Consider the following 21,151-nt stretch of genomic DNA (forward strand, 5'->3'; position numbering starts at 1 on the left):
TTGGTTATAATACAAATTCCAATCAGTTATATTGTCATAGAATAATTGTCAATATACAACACAATTAAGATTGTTTATCCGAATCATCTAGGTCATTCTCGATGAGAGACTTAAACCGCTCCGCTTTTGCTAGCCCACTCTGTAGGATAGTTTCGAGCTCTGAGAGATTATTATTTAGGTTTTTAATTGATTTATCTAGCTCTCTATTTAGTCCCCTCATACTTGACATTTCATTCTGGAACTGGTTGATTTCGTTCGTTGTGACCTCAATATCTCTAATAAATGGGTCCAGCGCGTCATTCAATTCCTCAAGTGCGTCCCGTTGTTGTTCTACAGATGTGTCAGAGAATTCAATAAACGAGGATATAGCGTCCATCACAAAATTCAATTTCTCGTCAATTGGATCTATTCGCTCTTCAATAGAACTGGAGTATTCAGAGAGGCTATCAGCCATATCTCTTGCTACTTTATTAACCCTCTTTCGACCTCCTTGACTTTCTATAGCAGACATATTCTGAATCTCTTTAGTATGGGTCAGAATCTCCGATTCAAGAGATTTCGATTCTTCACCAATCTCACCAAACAACTGTTCTAGTTCGTTGATGTTATCATCAATATTGGAGAGAAATTCAAGGACACCTTTTTTAGTCTCTTCCCCTGTTGCTACTTCTCCTTCCTCACCAGTCTGTTGCGTACCAGCTGTTTCCTCTTGTGCAGTTTCTGGAGAAGGCCTATGGGAGATCTCTACCTCAGCATAATCGGATACAGGACTGCCAAACTCAATATCGCCGCTTTTATGATTTTCCCCAATTTCAGCTATTTCCTCTTCGAACTCTTCGATTTCACTAAATAGCAGCGAATATTCTATTGTTTTGTAAGCTGCTAAGTCAAAAGGTAGCTCATCGATATCCTGTGCAATAAGAACCGTCGGGACTCCTAGTCCATGAGCAATCCCAAGTTCATAGAAGACATTTGGATTAGTCCCGGTCAGATCAGCTACAATTAGATCGGCATTAGCAATGCCATTGATTATATCCTCAATAATCGCTCTCTGTGAATCAACTGAATCTGCCTTGTTTACTTCGTAACCTCGGTCACTCAAAACCGGAGCTATTTTTTCGTTGTATAACTTTTCGAATTCATCTTCAAAAGGCAGAATCACGAAAGCATTTTGATTATTTGCCATCGTTATGTTTGACTACTAAATTTATCGTCCCCATACATAATGAATCTACTGAAGCGAATAATAATTATAAATATTTCACTAAGCGATTCTTCAATTTCTCATTGAGTAACTCTTGCACGTCAGTGTGGAGAGTCTAACCAGTATCCAGCCATCATTATTTCAATCCCAGATCTGGGATATTGGCGGCGGTCGATCAGCCTTCGCAAAGACCGACAGTTCGTCAGAGTTGTGGTAATTCATTTCAAGAACTTCGAGAGAGATCGCCTGTGATGTGTGAACCGGCATATCCCAGTACGGGAAAGCGCCAAGATAGTCGATTGAAATCCAATAATCCATACCCAGTTCGCGAATGGTTGCTTGTGCCCGGCCAGACTCGGTGAGTTCGTCAAGGTCCGGTTCGTGCACCCACGTCTCAGCGTATGCACGAGAAAGTTCGAGGACCGTATCCTGAGACGCCCACTCAGCTGCATCACGCGCGTCACCTTCGAGTTCGGGGTCTTCGGGATCAATCGCGCGCTCGATTCCACGCGATGCTGACCAGAACTGCTTGTCCGTTGCCCAGTAGAGCGCGAGTTTCCAGACGGCCTCTTTCGAGTCGTCTTCTCCAGAGGTGAGTGATTCGCGGTCCTCGAAGGATTCAGCGACATCAGCGAGCGCGCCGTAGGTCGCACTCAGGTACTTCCCAAGGTACGAACCAGCGGTTTTCTGAAAGATAATCTCGTCATCGCCTTCCATATTGACGAGATCGTGCTGTCCAGCACGTTCAGCGGCTTCGTCGCGGGAGAGATCGTTATCACCGTAGCGGTACCAGTCGACCCATCCCTCAGAGGAATTGAACCGGACGCCATCCAGATCGTGCTCTCGGCGGTACCAGTTGAGAATCGTGTCCTCCGTCGACTCTTGGATGAACTGCCACGTGCCATCTTCGTCGAGCGAGGACCCAACGAAGGGAACGAGATCGAGGAGGCCGTTGTCGTCGGGGTCGTTCGGATCACCAGCCGGACAGAGATCGTCTCGATACACCAGCGGTCGCACGTCGACGACTTCTCCTTGTCCATAATCGGACCACTTCTGCGACAGCTCACCCTTGTCAATCAGCCACGGCATTCCGTCCGATTCGCGTCTCGGGGGGTCGAAATACAGCGTATGGAGGTGCGGAAGGCCACCAGAGGCAAATTCGAGGACTTTCAGGTAGTCAAGTGTCCGACGCGGTCGCCCGGTCACCTCCCCGTCGAGATCAGGACGCCAGCCGGGAACGTCGGATCTTCGCGTGTCGTCTTTCGTCGACGGATCTGAAGCGAGATACTGCTGAAGTCGATGGAAGTTCGGATTGATGTTCTGTATCGAATCGAGCAGAGAGTCGTGTTGCTTCGGGTCCGTGGTCAGGGTCGCGAAGGCCGCGGTCGCGCCTGGTTCGGCGCGCGCGTCGAGCGCGTCCTGGAGGCGGGCGAACGACCGCCCGTGCCGGTCCTCAGAATTGAACCGAGTTTTGTACTCTTTGGTCATCCGGCGCGTCTCGCTGCCCGAGCGCGAGCGAACGTGGACATCGAAGGCGAGTCGGAAGTCATCGATGCGCCGGATGTAACGAAGTAGCCCCTCCGCAGCGGCAGCCTTCTGAGCGTCTGATAGGTGCGAATTGACAGAGGAGAGGACGCGCCGGACGAAATCGCGGTCTGAAAGCGTGCCGTCGTCTGGGCTCTCTGTTTCACTAATGCCTGATGAAATCAAGTCAAGAAGCCGTAGTGTTGGAAACACGGTGGCCGATTTTCCGCCGCTTTCGAGACGGACGAGATCGGCCTCCTCAGCCGCTTTCGTGAACCTGTATGCAAATTGGTATTCTGAATCGCTGCCGTCGAGCTGATCGACGGTCGAGGTCTTTTCTGAAATCCGGTCGAGCGCGGCATCGTGTCGATCTTCGGCGCTGTTCCAGTCGAGGTCCTGGAACCCGACCGTGTTGCGCCAGGGATCAGTTCCGTACAGACGGAGGCCATAGAGACCTACGTGAACGAGACGAGAGCGGAGGATTCCCTCAGGATGTTCAGCGACGAGTTGGAGAAGGCGCGCGCGGTCGCGATCGCGGTCGGTGTACGAGCCATCGAGCAATTGGCCTCGGCCAAGGAGTCCTTCGGATTCGAGTTCGTCGAGAAGGTAGTCTCTAAGGGGGGATGTGTTACATCCATCCGAGATTGATCCCCCCGCGCTCATCAGCGGGGTACAGTCTCAGCAGAGGTTGTTGAGGTAGTCTCGGTCCGAGCCCCTAGGCTGGGCTGCTCCGCCGTTTGTGACGGGAGAGTGAACCCGAAGCGGAGAGCGTTAGCCGCCCAGATAAGATCGGGGTGGAGCTGATCAACAGGATCACCTCGATCCGAAACGGGAGCAGAGTAACAGAGTTCGCATTCTCGGTGTCGCGCGCGAGGTTGGTCCCGAGTAGTGACACATCCGTCCGCACAGCTCCGACAGTGGTACCGGACATACCCCGCGCCGAGGTGCTTGAACCTCAACGGAGACACCTCCTGCGCGGTTCACTGAACTCACCTTCGGCTAAAACAAATCGCCAGACAGCGTAGGGGGTTGGTAAGGTCCCTACTCGAACAAGATCAGAGACTACCGTCTCAGGTTCGTTAGTACGACGAAATTGGGTGGCTGGGGAGTTGCAGGCCCCAATTTCACCCAACCCATAACGGGTGGGAATTGAGGTGGGCCAACACGGATTTGAACCGTGGACCTCCCGGTTATCAGCCGAGCGCTCAACCTGACTGAGCTATTGGCCCAGGCGAGCGCATCTACTCGTTGTTCGATGAGTAGTTTAAGGGTTTCCTTTCGGTAGCGGCTTGCGACGCAGTCTCCCGATCAGCGACGGCGAGACGTGACAAAGGCGGGATCAAAATCAGTCGACAGCACCGGGACGCGCGTGGTCATACTGTCGGACAGAACGATGTGAAAATCATCGGCACCCCGTAGGTGCCAATATGATTCACGAACGTCTGTCCGACAGTATCAGGAGTTGTCGTCGCCGGGGCGGCCGTACTCCTCGGGATCGAGATTCACGACGTCGTCGTCGCCCGGGAAGCCGCCGACCCAGACGTTCCCCGAGACGAAGCCGCCGGTCTGTTTGTCCAGATACGGCCGGACCACGTAGCGCTTCAGGACGCCGCGGATCGGATAGCGCGTGAACGGCAGCGCGAGCGTGAACCCGAGGACGTCGGTGACGATGCCGGGCGTCAGGAGGAACGCACCCGCGGCGATGAGGAGGCCGCCGTCGAGCAGTTCGTTCGTCGGAAGTTCGCCCGTCGCGGTCTTCCGCTGGAGTTTCGAGAGCGTGTGGCGGCCCTCGGCCCGGACGAGCAACATCCCGAGGAGCCCCGTGAGGACCACGAGAAGCACCGTCGGAACGAAGCCGATCGTCGAGGCGACCGGTAACAACAAGAGCGTGTCGGCGAGTGGGATGGCCAACAGGAGCGCGATGACCCAGCGCGTCTGCATACGCCACCGTTTGGGACCGCCGTTCATAGCCCTTGTGTCGCGCGGGTCGGCGTCTCGGCGACGAAAGTTGTGAGCGCGACGGTGCGAGTGAACGTGCCTCGAAGGGCTTACCCGCCGGCACGTCGGAGCACAGGTATGACCGACGACCGGACGCACGTCGAGTGGCGCGAGTGGGGTCCCGCGCCGTTCGAGGAGGCTCGCGCGGCCGACCGCCCCGTCCTCCTCGCGCTCACCGCCACGTGGTGTGACAGCTGTCACGAGATGGATGCCGAGACGTACGCCGAGCCGCGGATCGCCGCCAACGTCAACGACGGCTTCGTGCCGGTTCGCGTTGACGTGGACCGCCGACCGCGCGTCCGCGAGCGATACAATATGGGCGGCTTTCCCTCGACGGTCTTCTGTACGCCGTCGGGGAAGGTCATCACGGGCGCGACGTACCTCGGTCCCGACGGGATGCGGCAGGTACTCGATTCCGTTCGCGACGTCTGGGCGGACCGCGGCGAGGACGCAGGGCGGATCCCGCGCGCGCTGGCCGGCAATCCGACGCCTGCAGGTGCGATCGACGAGCGAATCGAAGCGCACCTCGCCGGCCAACTCGACGAGAAGTGGGATCCGCGGTTCGCCGGCTGGGGCGACGGCGCGAAGTTCCCGCTGCCGCGGACGATCGAGTTCGCCCTGAAGCGGGCGCGAGAGCAGGCCACTGAGACGCTCGGCGTCGTTAGCGAATCGCTATACGACCACGACGCTGGCGGGTTCTACCGCTACGCCGAGGGTCGCGATTGGACAGACCCGCACCGAGAGAAAGTGCTCGACGCGAACGCCGCCCTCATTCGAGCCTTCGCGAACGGCTACCTCTACACCGGCGACGAGGCGCTGCTCGATCCCGCCTACGGGACGCGGGACTTCCTCGTCGACCGCCTCTGGAACGGCACCGCCTTCGGCGGGAGCGTCGCCCCGGACGACGACTCGAACGGCGACGGTAACGACGACGGATTCGGACCGCGCCGCGATCTGACGGCCTTCGCCGGTGGCAACGCCCTGACTGCGGACGCGTTCCTCACCCTCGCGGGCTACACCGACGACGAGACGTCGCGGGAGTACGCCGAACGCGTCCTCGACGCGCTCGCGGCCGATTTCGTCGACGACGACGGCGTCGTCTCTCACTTCGATCCGGCCGCAGGGACTGACGAATCCGCCGACGAAAGCGACGGGGCAGTCCCCGAACTCCTCTTAGAAGATCAGGCGCGCGCCGTCGCAGCTTTCACGCGCGCGCGGCAGGTACTCGGCCCGGACGCGCTCGCGACCGAAGACGGTCCGCTCGAACTGGCGCGCCGCATCGCCGACGTCGCCATCGAGGAGCTCCAGGAATCCGACGGCGCGTTCCGCGACGGCCCCGACGTGGACGTCGGCCTGCTCGACGAACCCCTGCGCCCGCTCGACGGCGGCGTCGAGATGGCGGATGCGCTGTTGGACCTTGCCGCGCTGCTCGATCAGACGGCCGACTCCGACGACGAAACAGGTCAGGGCGACCGCTACGCCGACGCGGCCCACGACGCCGTCGCCGCCTTCGCTGGCGCGTGGGACCGGATCGGCGTCCAGGTCGCCGGCTACGGTGCCGTGACCGCTCGACTCGTCCGTCCCGACCTCGTGATCGGCGTCGGCGACGCCGCCGGCGCGGACCTCCACCGCGCGGCTCTCCGCGTGGCCGACCACGAGGCGGTCGTCGTTCCGGACGCGCCGGCCGTCTCCGCCGGGACGGCCACTGTACGCCGAGGCGCGGAAACGCGCGAGGCGACCACACCCGAGGAGTTGATGCGGGCCGTTTCGGCGCTCACCGACGGCACACAGGGGTAGTTCCGAGAACGCTCGCGGCGTGTAAACCTCCGATTCGTTTTTATTCGTGGGCTTGGAGAGTGAGGTATGGCGAGTCTGAGGGACCTCGGGTTGTCCGAATACGAAGCGCGTGCGTATCGGTCGTTACTCCGGACGGGAGCGACAACCGCCAAAGAGTTGTCGCGAGCGAGCGACGTGCCGATGGGCCGGATCTACGACGTTCTGAACAGCCTCGAACAGCACAATCTGGTTCGGAGTCAGGCGGCGAGCCGACCGAAGAAGTACGTCGCCGTCGAACCCGACACGGCGCTCGATCGACTCTTAGAGAACAAACGGCGAGAGCTTCGCGAGAAAGCCGAGCAGTACGAGAGCGTCGTCGACGACCTCACAGACGAACTGGAGACCGCAGAGCCGGTCGAAAGCCAGTTCTGGACGGCTGCGGTGGGGACCGAGGAGTCCGTCGAACTCCTCGTCGAGCGCCTCGCGGCTGCTGACGACTCGCTGGTGGTCGTCGCGGGCGCTGTGTCGCCACAGTTCGACCTGGGCGCAGTCGGAAAGCGCGTCGTCGAGGAACTGGAGGCTGCGCTGGATCGCGGGGTCGACGTGTCCGTACTGATGGCGCCGGAACTCGTCGAATCGCTGCCCGAGAGCGTCGGCGAGCGCTACACCCAGCGGCTGGCGAATCATCCCGCATTCTCAGTTCGAACGGCCCCTGGACTCTCCGGGACGTTCGAGCTCATCGACGACGTGGAAGTCTGTATCGAGGTCCCGAACCCGCTGGATCCCGCCCAGGCGTTCGCGATGATCGACCTGAAAGACCCCGACTTCGCGGCTGACGTGCGCGAGATGTTCGACCCGCAGTGGGAGGCCGCCGAACCGCTCGCGTTGTCGTCACTCGGCGGCGAGTAGCGTCAAAAATCCGGGGCGAACGTCAGCCAGTCGGTTGCTACTGGTTGTCGACTTCCGCCCGGAGCTGTTCGAGCGTGACCTCGCGCTCGGCGTGGGCGTTGTGCTGGTGGATCGACTCGTCGTTGGACTGCTTCATATGGACGACGGCGTCGTCGCCTAAGTGGTCGAACTCCTCGACGACCTGTTCGGCCATCGAGCGGACGCAGTCTTCGACGAACTTCGCGTCCGCGTGCGCCTGATACGTCATATGGTCCTCGTCCGGGCGCTTCGCGAGGTTGTAAATCCGCGCGGACATCGAGTCGCGAGCCAGCTCTGCGATCTCTCGGAGGTCGACGTCGGGCGAGCCGTCGGCGGTGATCGTGAGCGTCGCGTGGCCGCGCTGGGAGTGACCGGGCTGGGGGACCGTATCGAGGAACTCCTCGATGGTCCCGTCGTCGACTTGCAGGTCCTGCAGAACCTCGCGGGCGCGAGAGGCCGACATCCCCTGTGAGCAGGGACAGACGGTCATCCCCGTCACTTCCGCACCGATCTCCTCGCGAGTGCCCTCGTCGGTCGCCGTCGCGCTGGCGACGATAGTGATCGTACTCTGTGTCGGGAGACCGCTCGCCGGCGTGTCCTCGCGGATGACGTAGTCGGCCGTCATCCGCACCTCCGCGGTCGAGGTGTAATCGTGCTTCGCGAGGAGACGTTCGGCCGCGTCGCCACACATATCTTCGACGCGGTAGGCCGGCTCCGAGACGGCCGCTTCGAGAGTCTCGTCGATGACCTGCATATTCCGACTCATATCGATCCCCTTCCGACCGCTCGGGAGGTCGACGAACACCTCGAACTCCGCCATCAGAACGAGCGGTCGTTTGCCGTCGCGGGCGATCTTCACTAGTTTGTCGACGCCCGTGACGCCGACCTGACTTAACCCGACGGTTACGTCGGGCTGGCTCGCTTGCACGTCAGGAAGCTGGTGACTCATTGTCACACGGGAAGGACGCAGTTTGATTAACGCTTTCGTTAGCCGAAGTTTGAGAGTGAAGTTCCCGACGCCGCGTCGGGTAGAGGCGGTTCCGTCGCGTTCCGTCTCCCGACGAAGGTGCCGCCTACGGCCAGTCGTCGCGCCCGTTGGACTCGAAGGGATCTTCCTCCTCGTCGGCGTCACCAGCGAGTTGCCAGCCGGCCGCTTCGGCCGCCTGTTCGAGCGGGAGGTACTCCCAGCCGGCCGCCTCGGCGACGTCGGCGTCCTCGTCGGTGGTTCCGACCAGGACGTGTCGGTCGGTGTCGAACTGCGCTTTCACGTTTTCGAGGCTCTCGCGAACGCCTCGCGGCCCCGAGAAGAAGTCCTGTCGGACCCGGTGCTTCCGCGTGAAGTTCGTGACGACGTAGGTGGGCTTCTCACTCACGACGCCGACGTACTCGGTCCACTGACGGGCGTCGTTGAACACGGCATTCGGGTCCGCGAGGCCGCGAAGTGCCTCTAACTCGAACGCCAGCGTCATATCGGCGTCGCCGCCGGGGCCACCCGAGGGCTCGTCGCTCATACCTGCCCCTATCGCCTACCCGCCGAAAACTGCATCGGTCCCCCACAGTCGAGAGCGAAGATCAGATGATGCGGTAGTACTCGGTGAAGCGAACGACGTCGCCGGTCGTGAGTCCGGCAGCGTCGACTGCGCGGTCAGATCCGGACACTGCGTCGAGGAACTCCCGACGAGCGGCCGGCGTGAGCTGATCGAGGTCTCGGACGTGGTCGGTCGGACCGACGTCTGATGGGTCACACTCGACGACGACGGTTGCGACGTCCGCACCCCCCGAACCGCCAATAGATCGTGACATATGGTACCAATATACATTATAGATCATAAAGATTTTGGGCAGGTGACAGACCGGTGGTTCCGGCTAGCAGAGGTCGCGGCCGAAACCGTCGCGTAGAGCGACGGACAGCAGTGGAAAAGAGAGCGTGTAGAACGCGACTGGGGTCCGTCCGATACCGTTACTCGGCGGGCGTCTCTTCGAGGTCGAGTTCGTCGATCTCGAAGTTCTGCTGCATCAGGACGTCTTTCTGATCGGCGACGTTGCGCCGTTCGCGCATCAGCTTCTTGTACTTCGACTGCGGCGAGAGGTCGCCGATGAGGACGCCGCCGACGATCTGGCCGTCTTTGAACGCCAGGCGCCGCCACTCGGTGTCGGAGTACTTCGCTTCGGCCTCGTCGTCGCCCAGAGTCGGATGCCCGAAGGAGAGGAACGGGAAGTCGAAGTGGGTGATCGAGTACGAGGAGACCCACTCGAAGGGCTCGGAGCCGTAGTCGACCATATTCTGCGCGGCGATCGTCCCCTGCTCTTTCGCGGAGCCCCACGCGCCGTTCTGCGCGCGCTCGCCGAGGATGAGGTCGTTGAACTCGGTGATGTCGCCGGCGGCGAAGACGTCCTCGTGGTTCGTCTGCATATACTCGTCGACGACGATGCCGTCGTTGCACTCGATCGGCGTGTCCTGCAGGATCTCCGTGTTGAAGTTCAGCCCGATCGCGATGCCGACGAAGTCGGCGTCGTACTCGTCGCCGTTGGGGTCGACGGCGGTCGTCACGCGACCGTCCTCGTCGGTCTCGAAGTGATCGACGCCGGACTGGAAGACTGGCTCGACGTCGCGCTCTCGCAGCGCGTCGTGGATGATCTCTGCGCCCTCTTCGGAGAGCGCGTAGCGCCACCAGCAGTCACCGCGCATCAGGTACTTGCCTTCGACGTCCTGGGCAGCCGTGATCGCGGCGAGGTCGATCCCGAGCAGGCCCGCCCCGACGATGACGGAGCTGTCTGCCTGTTCGATGTGGGATTTGATCGCGCGGGCGTCCTGGAACGTCCAGAAGTGGTGGACGCCGTTGGCGTCGGAGTTGTCGACCGGGAGCTGTGTCGGCGTCCCGCCGGTCGCGATCAGCAGTTTGTCCCAGGCGTACTCCTCGCCCTCGTGGGTCTCGACGGTGTGGCCATCGACGTCGATATCGACGACGAGCGTGTTGAGTTGGAGGTCGATGTCGCGCTCGTCGTACCACGATTCGTCGTGGATGGAGATCGGCGCTTCGGGGAGTTTCCCCTTGGCGAACTCCTTGATCAAGATCCGATTGTACAGGGCCTCGCCCTCGTCCGTGATGACGGTGATCTCGGCGTCGGGTTGCTCCTCGCGGAGGGTCTCGGCGGCGGAACTGCCGGCGACACCGTCGCCGATGATCACGTACGACTGAGTCATATTCGAGCGGTTCGGGTTCGGGGTTAATGGGGATTGCTATATTGCTGGCCTCCGACGAAACGTCGGCGACTGCACGCGGCGAACCCATTACTCCAACTTCTTGAGCGCCTCGAAGAAGTCCGACGCCGGGCCAGCCATCCGAACGGGATCGTCGGCGATCTCGACGGTGACGTCGGCCGGCGGTTCGACGCGCTCGCGGATGCGCCCGTCGACGACGACAACGGCGTTCTCGGTTTCCTCGACAGTAACCGAGACCGTGGCGTCGCGGTCGACGACGAGCGGCGGCATCCCCTGCGCGCCAGCCATCTCGGTGACGACGAACCCCGAGACGCCCGGGTGGATCAGTGGTCCGTCCTCGCTGAGATTGTACGCGGTGCTGCCGGTCGGCGTCGCGATGAGGACGCCGTCTGCGTGTCCGGTGGCGTAGCGCGAACCGTCGACGCGCACCTCGATCGATGCGCCGCCGCCGTGGCCGCGGCGAGCGCCCTGGACGACGACCTCGTTGACCGCCGAGGGGAGTAGCCAGTCCTCGCCGCTGGCTGCGAGCCGCGGCATCGACCGCGTCGGGAGTTCGCCCGCCTCACGGAAGTTTCGCACCTCCTCCATCACAGCCTCGACGGCGTCCTCGGGGTTGACGGCGTTGAGGAAGCCCACCTCGCCGAGATTGACGCCGAGGATCGGCGTCGTACGCGCGCCGTGGGCCGCAAAGAGGAACGTTCCGTCGCCGCCGATACTCACCACGAGGTCGGCCGCGTCGAACGCCTCGATCGGCCGCCCCGGGACGCCGAGTTCGTCGGCCGTCGCCGCATCGAGCCACACCGTGACGTCCGCCGAGACGAGTCGCTCCCGGAGGTCGCCGGCCAGACGGGCCGTCCGGTCGTTACCCCATTGCGCGACGATGGCCACCTTCATCTCCGTCGCCAGGTTCGACGCGACGTCAAAAAAGGGCTCCGTCACGCGTCGGTCATCGCTCGCGAGCGGTCACTGCCACCGGCGCACACGGGCAACATTGATACCCGCGCCGGTCCTCTCGTTTCGACGACGGCGATGGAACGCAGCGGCCACCACGTGGGGCGTCGGAGTCGAGCGTCGCAGCCTGACCCGAGCGAGGGGGCGGGTGACGGCTATGAGTGACGACGACGATTGGTTCGAGCGCGCGCTTCGGGAGGACGACGAGAGCGAAGACGCCGACGAGGACGGCCGCGAGGACGGCAAGCGCGACGGCGACGTAGCGGTGGAGCGGGAGCCAACGACCGCCGAACCGCACGGCGAGTCGCCGATCGACGAGACCGAAGGCGAAAGCGGGAGCGAGGACGAAAGCAAAGCCGGAAGCGAGGACGAAAGCCAGGTCGAACCCCAAGCCGCCGCTCGCGATACCGAGGGCGCGCGAAGCGACGAAGAAACTGACCAGCAACTCGGAGAACAGGCAGCCCCCACCGGGGCCGACTCCGGAGGACCCGACGAAAGTAGCGGCCCCGCCGGTAGCGAACCCGGAGCGACGAGCGACGAGAGCGCCGGTGATAGCCCGTTCGAGGAGGACTTCGCCTCGGCGCTCGAAAACGCCCCCGAGCCGGGGTCCGGAGTCGGAGCAGCGATGGGCGAGGCTTCGGGATCGAGCCCGCCCGACGAAGGTGGGTCGGAGAGTCCGTTCGGCCCCGCGGACGCCGGCGCAGGCGACGGCGACGACTTCGGCTTCGCGAACTTCGAGGACGACACCGACGATTTCGACGAGGAGTCCTTCGATTCCGACCTCGAACGGCTGGACATCGGGATCGGTGGACTCGATCAGATGATCCTCGGCGGCGTCCCGCGACGGTCGCTGATGGTGGCCGTCGGGTCCGCCGGGACGGGCAAGACCACGTTCGGCCTGCAGTTTCTGAATCACGGGCTCGAAAACGGCGAGGACGCGGTCTACATCGCACTCGAAGAGAGCCACGAGCGAATCCTCGCGACCGCGGGCGAGAAGGGCTGGGAGTTCGAGCGCTACGTCGAGGAAGACCGCCTCGCCATCGTCGACATCGACCCGATCGAGATGGCGAACAGCCTCGACAGCATCCAGAACGACCTCCCGGAACTGATCAAAGAGTTCGGCGCGGATCGCCTGGTGCTCGACTCCGTCTCACTGCTGGAGATGATGTACGAGAGCGCGCAGAAGCGACGCAGCCAGGTCTTCGGCTTCACGCGGGCGCTGAAGAGCGCCGGCATCACGACGCTTCTGACCTCCGAGGCGAACGACGACAACCCCTACACCTCGCGGTTCGGAATCGTCGAGTACCTCGCGGACGCCGTGTTCGTGCTGCAGTACGTGCGGCCGAGCGACTTCCGCGAGACGCGGCTGGCGATCGAGATCCAGAAGATCAGGGACGCGAATCACTCCCGGGAGACGAAACCGTACGAACTCACCGCCGAGGGGATCAGCGTCTACCGGCAGGCGAACATCTTCTGAGAAAGAGAATCGAGTCCGCGAGTCAGTACAGCAGTTCGGCGTCGTCTTCGATCATATACAGCGTCCGCGCGGCGATGTTGACCGCGTGGTCGCCGACGCGTTCGAGGTCGCGGACCGTCAAGAGCAGTCGCGAGATGTCCTGTAGATAGGCTTCGGCGTCCTCGCTCCCGTCACCGAAGGGATCCTGCTCGATGAGGTCACGGACGACGATGGAACTGGCGGCCTCACACATCGCGTCGAGGTCGTCGTCGCGGTCGGCGACCTCGTAACACGCTTCTGGATCCTCGTCGGCGTAGGCAGCCATCGCGGATTCGAGCATTTCCAGCGTCTCGACGCCGATCTGCTGGACGTCGACCTCGGGGAACACGTCCCGGTCGGCGTCCATCGCGTACTGCGCGAGGTTCACCGCGAGGTCGCCGATACGTTCGAGATCGGTGATGATCTTGAACGACGCGGCGATGAACCGTAGATCGGAGGCCACGGGCTGCTGAAGCGCGATCAGATCTACGCACTGGCCTTCGAGGTCGAGGTACATCTGGTTCACCTCGTCGTCGCCGTCGACGACTTCCTCGGCGGTGGCCTCGTTTTTCTGTTCGAGCGCGTCGAGGCCGAGTCGCAACCGTTCGGCGACGACCTCGCTCATATACAGAACGTCGTCTCGGAGATTCGAGAGCGACTCCTGGTACTCTTGTCGGGGCATACCTGTCGGCACACAGGACGGCAGTATAAGAGTGTCGCGAAGGAGAGGCACAGGCGAGAACAGAAAGCGGCGAAACGCAGAGCGGCGAAAGGGAGAGAGACAGAGACAGAATCGACGGACGTTACCCGAACTTGCCGGTAATGTAGTCTTCGACCCGCTGGCTCTCGGGGTTCTCGAAGATCTTCTGGGTGTCGTCGAACTCGACGAGTTCGCCCCCGGTCAGGAAGACGGCGGTCTGATCCGAGATGCGGGCGGCCTGCTGCATATTGTGCGTCACGATGACGACCGTGTAGTCCTCGGCGAGTTCCTCGATCAGATCCTCGATCTGGGAGGTCGCAACCGGGTCGAGCGCGGACGCGGGTTCGTCCATCAGGAGGACTTCCGGGTCGGGCGCGATGGCGCGAGCGATGCAGAGACGCTGCTGTTGGCCGCCCGAGAGGTCCAGGCCGGACTCGTCGAGTTGGTCTTTCACCTCGTCCCAGAGCGCGGCGCGCTTGAGCGACTCCTCGACGATTTCGTCGTAGTCGCCGCCTTTGTCCTGGATCTTCAGCCCGTAGGTGACGTTTTCGTAGATGCTCTTCGGGAAGGGGTTCGGCTTCTGGAACACCATCCCGACGCGGCGGCGGAGCGCCACGGGGTCGACGTCGTCGTCGTAGACGTTCTTCCCGCGGAGGTAGAGATCGCCCTCCACGCGGGCGCTGTCGATGAGGTCGTTCATCCGGTTGATACACCGGAGGAACGTCGACTTCCCACACCCCGAGGGGCCGACCATCGCGGTCACACTCTTCTCGGGGATGTCCATCGTGATGTCCTGTAGCGCCTGATCGTCGCCGTACCAGACGTTGATGTTCTCCGCGCTGACGACGGTCTCTCGCCTGCTCGGCCCGTCAGACGAGGAGACGCTCCCGCTGACGTCGGTCTGGATGAGCATCTCGTCGTCCGTCGGGTCGGGCGAGCTATCCGCGCGCGCGTTTGATTCGTTCGTATTCTGTTGACTCATTGGCTGAAATTCACCCTGTTCGCTCAAACTTGTTCCGAAGCACGATCGCAACCGAATTCATCGCGAGGAGCACCGCGAGCAGCACGACCACGCCGGCGGGGACGGCCTTCGTGTAGAAGTCCTCACTGGCGAAGAGACTCGACCACGCGTACACCTGCAGCGGCATCGCGCTCACCTTCGAGTTGAGCGCGGTCGGGAGACTGAACACGACGTTCGGCGCACCGATCATAATGAGCGGTGCCGTCTCGCCGATCGCACGACCCAGCGCGAGGATCGTCCCGGTCAGGATGCCGGGGAACGCCTCGGGCAGGACGACGTTGCGAACGGTCTGCCAGCGCGTCGCGCCCATCCCGTAAGATGCCTGTCGGAGGTCCGACGGGACAGACCGGATCGCCTCCCGAGAGGAGATGATGACGATGGGGAGGATCAAGAGCGCGAGTGTCGCGCCGCCGACGAGGACCGTCCCCGCGGACTGCCCGAGGTACGTCACGAAGACGCCGAGCCCGAGCAGGCCGTAGACGACGGATGGAACGCCCGCGAGATTCGAGATGTTGACGTCGACGAAGCGCGTGAGCGCGTTGTCGGGCGCATACTCTTCGAGGTAGACGGCCGCGCCGACGCCGAGCGGGAACGACAGCGCCGCGACCGTCGACATCAGGAGGATCGAGCCGCCGATCGCCGGGTACAGCCCTGCGTCAACCGCCGAGCCGCTGTGGGAACTCGTCAGGAACTGCCAGTCGACCCACGACTGGGGGCCGGCGAAGCCGAACGCTTCGACCGCCGCGGCACCCACGAGCGCGCCGACGACGACCGTCGCGGCGAATCCCAGCCCGACCGGAGTGCCGTTCTCGCCGAACGCACCCCGCCAGGCGTACGTCGACGTCGGCACGAGCGCAACGGCGGCTACGACGACGGCAGGGACCGGGTCGATGCCGACGAACGGCCCGACGACCGCGCTCGCGACGCTCACAGCGAACGCGGCGAGTCCGGCGTACAGCCCCGAGCGAGCGTCGCGGACGCCGGCGACGTACGCGCCGACCGCGGCAGCGGAGCCCCCGCCGACGATGGCCGCGACCATCATCCAGTCGACCGGGATGACGGGTATTGACTGGATGAACTGGACGAAGCTCGGGACGACCTGCGGGAGGCCCGCGGCGTCACCGATCGGTCCCGGGAGGCCGAAAAGCGAGAGATAGAAGGCGAACGAGGTCGCGACGAGCCGCGTCGTGAACGAGATCCGATGGGAGTTTCGGGTGAGCGCGACCGCGACCGCGGCGGGAACCGCGAGTCCGAGCGCGAACGAGAGCGCGACGAGCGGTGGGATCACGTCGACGACGAGGAGCCCGACGCCCCCGCTGAACATCAGCGAGACCACGAGCAGTCCGACGAGGAAGACGCCGAACGAGAACGCTGCGCGGTCCCGCGTGCGGACGTACGCGCCGACCAAAAGCGTCGGTACGACGAGCGTGAAGAAGTAGATGAGATACCAGCCGGGATCCGCAGTGAGCGGCCGGATCGCGTCGTTGGCGACGTACACGAGGAGTACCGCCAGCGTGACGATGCCGAACATCGTCGCCGCGAGCAGCAGGTATCTGAAGACCGTACCGACGGTCCGGCTGACCTGTCCGAACCCTTCGATTTCTCCGTGTTCGGTTTCGGCGGCCATCTCAGTACTCCTCCCGGTACCGCTGTGCGACGAAGTCGCTGATGACGTTCATAACGAGCGTGATGACGAAGAGGACGAGACCGATCGCGAAGAGGCTGCGATAGGCCAGCCCGCCCCCGGTGATGTCACCGAGGAGCAGTTGGACCATCGCGGCCGTCATCGGGAGCGATCCCTCGAGGAACGAGGCGGGGTTGACGGGGTTCAGAAACTGCGCGCGCGACCCGGCAGCGATCGTGACAGCCATCGTCTCGCCGATGGCGCGCGAGAGCGCGAGGATGAACGACGAGAAGATGCCCGAGAGCGCCGCGGGGACGACGATGCCGGTCGCGACGTCGAACTTCGTCGCGCCCATCCCGTACCCGGCCTGCCGGAGGTCGTCGGGGACGGCCGACATCGCGTCCTCGCTGATGGAGGCGACCATCGGGATGATCATAATCCCGACGACGATGCTCGCCGAGAGCATATTGAACGTCCCGATCTGTGGGATCACGGTGGCGAGCGCCGGGGTGATGTAGATGAGTGCGAAGAAACCGTAGACGACGGTCGGCACGCCCGCGAGGATCTCGAGTGCGGGTTTGAGCACCGAGCGAGCCCGCTGGCTGGCGTACTCGCTGAGATAGATCGCCGTCGCGACGCCGAGCGGAATTGCGATGACCGCCGAGCCGATCGTGATCATCAGCGTCGCCGAAACCAAAGCGAGGACGCCGAACTCGCCGCTGTTGATCTGCCAGGTCGTGCCGGTGAGAAAGTCGACGAGCGACGCCGTCTCCCCGGTCACGCCCATCAGCGGGGCGGTGATCGTGAAGAACTTCGCCGCCTCTGTCACGAGCAACACGACGATACTGATCGTCGTCACGATGGACAACGCCGCGCACAAGAAAAAGAACGTCCGCGTCAGGAGTTCTCGCGGGGAGTTCTCCGTCTGCCGCGTGAGGTCGGTTTCCAACTCGTCTGTGCTCATTGTGTATTCAGATTATTGTGGGATGAAAAAGCGCTTCGTTAGACGTACGAGCGCGGCACGCGTTGTCTAGTTCGATCCGTCGACGGCGTCGTCGATTCGGGTCAGCATCGTCTGCTGTTCGTCCTCGCTGAGCGGGACGTACCCGACTTCCTCGGCGACGATTTCGCGACTCGTCGCGTTCTCGATCCAGAAGCGCGTGAACGCCTCGATGTGGGCTTCCTGCAGCGCCGAGACCTTCGGGTAGGTGAAAAGCGGCCGCGACAGCGGCGTGTAGTCACCCGAGAGCGCCGTTTCGAGCGACGGTTCGACGTACTCGCCCTCGCCGTCTTTGACCGAAACCGCCTGCACGGAGTCCTGATTCTCGCTGTAGTAGGCGAATCCGAGATAGCCCATCGCGTACTTCGAGCCGGTGACGCCCTGAATGATGGTGCGGTCCTGCTCGGTCGGCGAGTAGTCCTGTCGGTGGCTTGTCTCTTCGCCGAGGATCGCCTCGTGGAAGTAGTCGTAGGTCCCGGAGGCGTCGGAGGGACCGTACAGTTCGAACGGCTCGTCGGGCCACTCGGAGTTGATGTCGGACCACATCTCCGGCGAGGTGTCGGCCGACCAGATCTGCTTCAGTTCTTCGACGGTGAGACCCTCGCCGATCCAATCGTTGTCGTTGTTGACGATGACCGTCAGGGCGTCGGTCGCGACCTTGAGCTCGACGGGTTCGACATCGCTCCCGGCGCACTGATCTTCTTCCTCGGGCTGAATCGGTCGCGACGCGTTGTTGAAGTCCGTCTGGCCCGTACAGAAGTAGTTCGCGAAGCCGCCACCGGACCCCGTCGACTGGAGACTGATGTTGACGTCGCTGTGGGTCTCCTGGAAGCGCTGCGCCATCGCCGTCGCGAGCGGGAAGACCGTCGAGGAACCGGCGATCGAGATGTCGCCTGCGAGCGACTGTGACCCGCTGTCGGTTCCATCCGAGCCGGAGTCGTCGCCACCCGACGTCGGTTCCGCAGTGGAGTCGCCGCCCGTGTTCTGCTGTGTGCAGCCAGCGAGACCGGCGACGCCGAGCCCGCCGGACGCGAGAAGGAACTTGCGACGTGAAACGCTACTGCGCTTGGATTGGCGCGTCATTATCACTCCGTATCCGTAGGCAGGATAAAACGGCTACTAATACAGCTATATAGAAAAAATATCAGTACGTACTCTATGGTCGAGTCTGAAACCGCTGTTTTCGGGACTCTGAGAGCGACTGTTCGGGCAAACTGACGCCAGTATTTTGTTGGTATTTCGCATATTACTCCAATAGATTTCAGTTGCAGAACTATTTTGGAGAAATAGTGCTCAGTAAGCACATTATGAGCAGATATAGATTTGATCGACAAGTGCGGTTGTGAGATCCCCCAGTCGTGGGGACACACCACATAGATAGGAGCGTTCGCCGATTCTATATATAGTAATGGTCAAGTTTATACTATGGGGTTCACAACGGCCAGATATGGTCGAAACGCGGAAGGTGCAGGTCACCGGGGGGTCGACGTTCACAGTTTCAATCCCGAAGGAGTGGGCGACTGAAAACGACGTCTCGGCCGGAAGCGTCGTCGAATTTTACCCCGAGGGTGATTCACTATTCTTGGCACCGGCGAACGGTGAGGAACGAACCGAGGGAGCGCTCGACGTAACCGACCTCGAAGGCGACGAACTCACGCGCGCGGTGATGACGATGTACGTCAGTGGCTTCGACATCATCTCGCTCGAGAGTTCGCGGATCACGACCGATCAGCGACGGACGATTCGGGAGGCGACCCAGAGTCTCGTCGGTCTCGAAGTCCTCGAAGAGACGCGCGATAAGGTCGTCATCCGCGACCTGCTGGACTCCGCCGAACTGTCGATCCACACCGCCGTCAGGCGGATGCGGCTCATTTCGCTGTCGATGCTCGGGGACGCCATCGACGCGCTCGCGGAACTCGATACGGATATGGCCCGCGACGTCATCCAGCGCGACGACGACGTCGACCGCCTGTGGATGGTCGTCTCGCGGATCTTCCGGGCGACGCTGCGGACGCCGAAGGCCGCCGAAGAACTCGGACTCCCCCGCGAGGTCTGTTTCGACTACCAGTCCGCGGCGCGACAGCTCGAACGCATCGCCGACCACGCGACGAAGATCGCACACCTCACCTTAGAGTTCGAGAAGCCAGTTCCCGACGAGGTCATCGACGCGCTCTACGAACTCCACGAGGAGTCCCGCGAGATCGTCGACGACGGAATGGACGCGCTGCTCACAGACGACAGCGACGAGGCGACCCGGCTGGCCAACGACGCCCGCGAGTCGGTCCAGGCCATCGACGAGCGCGCTCGCAAGATCGACGAACTCCTGCGTGATCTTGATCCCGCACGCGCGCAACTGCTCGGGCTGATCGTCGACTCCGTGTCGCGGAGCGCCGACTACGGCGGTAACATCGCCGAAACGGCGCTGCAGAAAGCCGCGCCGACCCCCTAGGATCGACGCGTAGTTCCGAGAAGAGTTACTCTTCGTCGACGAGAACGGCGTTGACCTGACCGGTCTGCCCTGGACGGGACGTCACGCGGGCCGTGCCCTCGCTCGTCTCGATGATCGCGCCCTTCGTGATGATGTTCCGTCGAACGTAGTTGACGTTCGCGGGGTTCTCGACCACGTTTTCGATGGTCGCTTCCTCGACTTCGCCGTCGATCGCGACCTGCGCAACGTTCGCCGAGAGGGCGCGGACCTTCTTGTTCTGGCCGCGTGCGTCGACGACCTGGAACCGCGGCTCGCCGACGGTCGTTTCGGTTGGCTGACGGCCGAGCTGGTGGCGCGTCTTCTTGTGCGAGCGTCGGCGTCGACCGCCGGTCCGCTTCCGCTTCGAACGTCCTTGGTCCTGCATACGGGATAACTGACCGGGTGAGTACTTCAATCGCTCGAATCGGTGACGCGAGTAGAGACAGTGGAGACGGCGTCGAACGACCGACAGCGACGTCTCTCGGGAGTCGACGTCGCGGAAAAGGTAGCAGCCGTCCGGGAACAGCCCGGACGGCCGCTGCCGCCCTGAATTGGTCCCCGCTGACGCTTCGGCCCTCCAGACGAAGCGTCACTTGGCGGGAAGAGTGGGAACCACTTAAACGTGCCGCACCCGGAAACCGTTTCGCCCTCGTTGACATATATAGAGCCCGGCGCGAGACGTTTTTGTCGCTACGAGTCCTTTGGGAGACAATGAGTGAGAGCGACGCCGTCGCGCGCGCCCGGCGCGCCGCGGAGCAGCACGATTCCTTCGAACGACTCGACGACGGACGCTACGCAGTAACGACGACCGCCTTCGACGGCGAGGTCGTGATCGACAGCGACGGCGGCGCAGCCGTGTTCGCCGTCACCGTTCGCGTGCCGATGCTCGATGCCGTCACCGAGGACCACGTCGCCCCGGTCGTCGAAGACGGCTGGTTCGACACGCTCGCGCTTCGGCTCGAAGACGTCGACGGGGCGCTCCGCGGCACCGACGACCCCGACGTCACGGTCGAACGAGACGGCGAACACGCGGTCCTGAACGTCGAACTCACCGATCTCGACGCCAACCGCGCTGCGGCCGACGCGGTCGCCGCCGTCGAGTACGTCGAAGGAACCTACGTCGAGGGGATCATCCCCGGCTACGACTACACGGAGCCAGTGACGCATCTCATCCAACGGGCGGCAAGCACGGGCGGGGGGACGAAGGGCGGGACGCCGCTGTAGTTCCGAGACGACGGTTC

Annotated in this window: 19 protein-coding genes and 1 tRNA gene; 5 read left to right on the forward strand and 15 right to left on the reverse strand. The window is 62.4% G+C overall.

The genetic code is table 11. The features are described 5' to 3' along the window. Window positions 1-64: 64 nt before the first annotated feature. From NO362_RS00665 to NO362_RS00685, 4 genes are all read right to left on the reverse strand, one after another. Entirely contained in the window at window positions 65-1,186 is a 1,122-nt protein-coding gene (locus NO362_RS00665; RefSeq protein ID WP_256545753.1) for a hypothetical protein, read from the reverse strand. Window positions 1,187-1,345: 159 nt separating this feature from the next. Then, window positions 1,346-3,391: a DUF8148 domain-containing protein gene (locus NO362_RS00670; protein ID WP_500683716.1), complete on the reverse strand. Its 2,046-nt coding sequence runs from the start codon at window positions 3,389-3,391 to the stop codon at window positions 1,346-1,348. A gap of 492 nt (window positions 3,392-3,883) precedes the next feature. Further along, window positions 3,884-3,957 (reverse strand) — tRNA-Ile (locus tag NO362_RS00680). A 226-nt stretch (window positions 3,958-4,183) separates the two neighbouring features. After that, the gene (locus tag NO362_RS00685; RefSeq protein ID WP_256289124.1) at window positions 4,184-4,669 is read right to left on the reverse strand and encodes an FxsA family protein; all 486 of its coding nucleotides are present in this window, start codon (window positions 4,667-4,669) and stop codon (window positions 4,184-4,186) included. A gap of 135 nt (window positions 4,670-4,804) precedes the next feature. Between NO362_RS00685 and NO362_RS00690 the strand changes: the two genes are divergently transcribed. After that, window positions 4,805-6,523, forward strand: coding sequence for a DUF255 domain-containing protein (locus NO362_RS00690; protein ID WP_256545756.1), 1,719 nt, complete (start codon window positions 4,805-4,807; stop codon window positions 6,521-6,523). A gap of 66 nt (window positions 6,524-6,589) precedes the next feature. Further along, window positions 6,590-7,411 carry a TrmB family transcriptional regulator gene (locus NO362_RS00695; RefSeq protein WP_256289127.1) on the forward strand — a complete coding sequence of 274 codons (822 nt, stop codon included), beginning with the start codon at window positions 6,590-6,592 and terminating at the stop codon, window positions 7,409-7,411. Between the two features lie 37 nt (window positions 7,412-7,448). Here the strand turns inward: NO362_RS00695 and mptA are convergent, their stop codons facing one another. The 5 genes from mptA to NO362_RS00720 form a co-directional block, all read right to left on the reverse strand. After that, the gene (gene mptA / locus NO362_RS00700) at window positions 7,449-8,378 is read right to left on the reverse strand and encodes a GTP cyclohydrolase MptA (RefSeq protein WP_256545757.1); all 930 of its coding nucleotides are present in this window, start codon (window positions 8,376-8,378) and stop codon (window positions 7,449-7,451) included. A gap of 124 nt (window positions 8,379-8,502) precedes the next feature. Continuing rightward, window positions 8,503-8,898 carry a DUF7124 domain-containing protein gene (locus tag NO362_RS00705; RefSeq protein ID WP_256546649.1) on the reverse strand — a complete coding sequence of 132 codons (396 nt, stop codon included), beginning with the start codon at window positions 8,896-8,898 and terminating at the stop codon, window positions 8,503-8,505. Window positions 8,899-9,001: 103 nt separating this feature from the next. Then, complete coding sequence (locus tag NO362_RS00710) at window positions 9,002-9,232, reverse strand: DUF7979 domain-containing protein (RefSeq protein ID WP_256545758.1); 231 nt, start codon at window positions 9,230-9,232, stop codon at window positions 9,002-9,004. Window positions 9,233-9,389: 157 nt separating this feature from the next. After that, a complete protein-coding gene (locus tag NO362_RS00715) occupies window positions 9,390-10,634 on the reverse strand; it encodes an NAD(P)/FAD-dependent oxidoreductase (RefSeq protein WP_256545759.1) in 1,245 nt (414 codons plus the stop codon). 87 nt (window positions 10,635-10,721) lie between these two features. Continuing rightward, the gene (locus NO362_RS00720) at window positions 10,722-11,546 is read right to left on the reverse strand and encodes an NAD(+)/NADH kinase (RefSeq protein WP_256545760.1); all 825 of its coding nucleotides are present in this window, start codon (window positions 11,544-11,546) and stop codon (window positions 10,722-10,724) included. Window positions 11,547-11,760: 214 nt separating this feature from the next. Here NO362_RS00720 and NO362_RS00725 point away from each other — a divergent pair, with 214 nt between their 5' ends. Beyond that, the gene (locus tag NO362_RS00725; RefSeq protein ID WP_256545761.1) at window positions 11,761-13,080 is read left to right on the forward strand and encodes a KaiC domain-containing protein; all 1,320 of its coding nucleotides are present in this window, start codon (window positions 11,761-11,763) and stop codon (window positions 13,078-13,080) included. Window positions 13,081-13,102: 22 nt separating this feature from the next. Here NO362_RS00725 and phoU read toward each other — a convergent pair whose 3' ends face one another. The 5 genes from phoU to NO362_RS00750 form a co-directional block, all read right to left on the reverse strand. Further along, window positions 13,103-13,780, reverse strand: coding sequence for a phosphate signaling complex protein PhoU (gene phoU, locus NO362_RS00730; RefSeq protein WP_256545762.1), 678 nt, complete (start codon window positions 13,778-13,780; stop codon window positions 13,103-13,105). A gap of 121 nt (window positions 13,781-13,901) precedes the next feature. After that, complete coding sequence (gene pstB / locus NO362_RS00735) at window positions 13,902-14,780, reverse strand: phosphate ABC transporter ATP-binding protein PstB (RefSeq protein WP_256545763.1); 879 nt, start codon at window positions 14,778-14,780, stop codon at window positions 13,902-13,904. 10 nt (window positions 14,781-14,790) lie between these two features. Further along, on the reverse strand, window positions 14,791-16,446 hold the full coding sequence (gene pstA / locus NO362_RS00740) for a phosphate ABC transporter permease PstA (protein ID WP_256545764.1): 1,656 nt from the start codon (window positions 16,444-16,446) through the stop codon (window positions 14,791-14,793). A gap of 1 nt (window position 16,447) precedes the next feature. Continuing rightward, a complete protein-coding gene (pstC, locus tag NO362_RS00745; protein ID WP_121569881.1) occupies window positions 16,448-17,407 on the reverse strand; it encodes a phosphate ABC transporter permease subunit PstC in 960 nt (319 codons plus the stop codon). Between the two features lie 66 nt (window positions 17,408-17,473). Continuing rightward, window positions 17,474-18,526, reverse strand: a complete 1,053-nt coding sequence (locus tag NO362_RS00750; RefSeq protein WP_256545765.1) for a PstS family phosphate ABC transporter substrate-binding protein — start codon at window positions 18,524-18,526, stop codon at window positions 17,474-17,476. 364 nt (window positions 18,527-18,890) lie between these two features. Between NO362_RS00750 and NO362_RS00755 the strand changes: the two genes are divergently transcribed. Continuing rightward, the gene (locus tag NO362_RS00755; RefSeq protein WP_256545766.1) at window positions 18,891-19,892 is read left to right on the forward strand and encodes a phosphate signaling complex PhoU family protein; all 1,002 of its coding nucleotides are present in this window, start codon (window positions 18,891-18,893) and stop codon (window positions 19,890-19,892) included. 25 nt (window positions 19,893-19,917) lie between these two features. Here NO362_RS00755 and NO362_RS00760 read toward each other — a convergent pair whose 3' ends face one another. Then, a complete protein-coding gene (locus NO362_RS00760; protein WP_121569884.1) occupies window positions 19,918-20,295 on the reverse strand; it encodes a 30S ribosomal protein S8e in 378 nt (125 codons plus the stop codon). A gap of 326 nt (window positions 20,296-20,621) precedes the next feature. Here NO362_RS00760 and NO362_RS00765 point away from each other — a divergent pair, with 326 nt between their 5' ends. After that, window positions 20,622-21,134 (forward strand): DUF5813 family protein, encoded by a 513-nt coding sequence (locus NO362_RS00765; RefSeq protein WP_256545767.1) that lies wholly within the window; start codon window positions 20,622-20,624, stop codon window positions 21,132-21,134. The last annotated feature ends 17 nt before the right edge of the window (window positions 21,135-21,151 follow it).

Source organism: Halobellus inordinatus, from assembly GCF_024498335.1.
Taxonomy (GTDB): Archaea; Halobacteriota; Halobacteria; order Halobacteriales; family Haloferacaceae; genus Haloquadratum; species Haloquadratum inordinatus.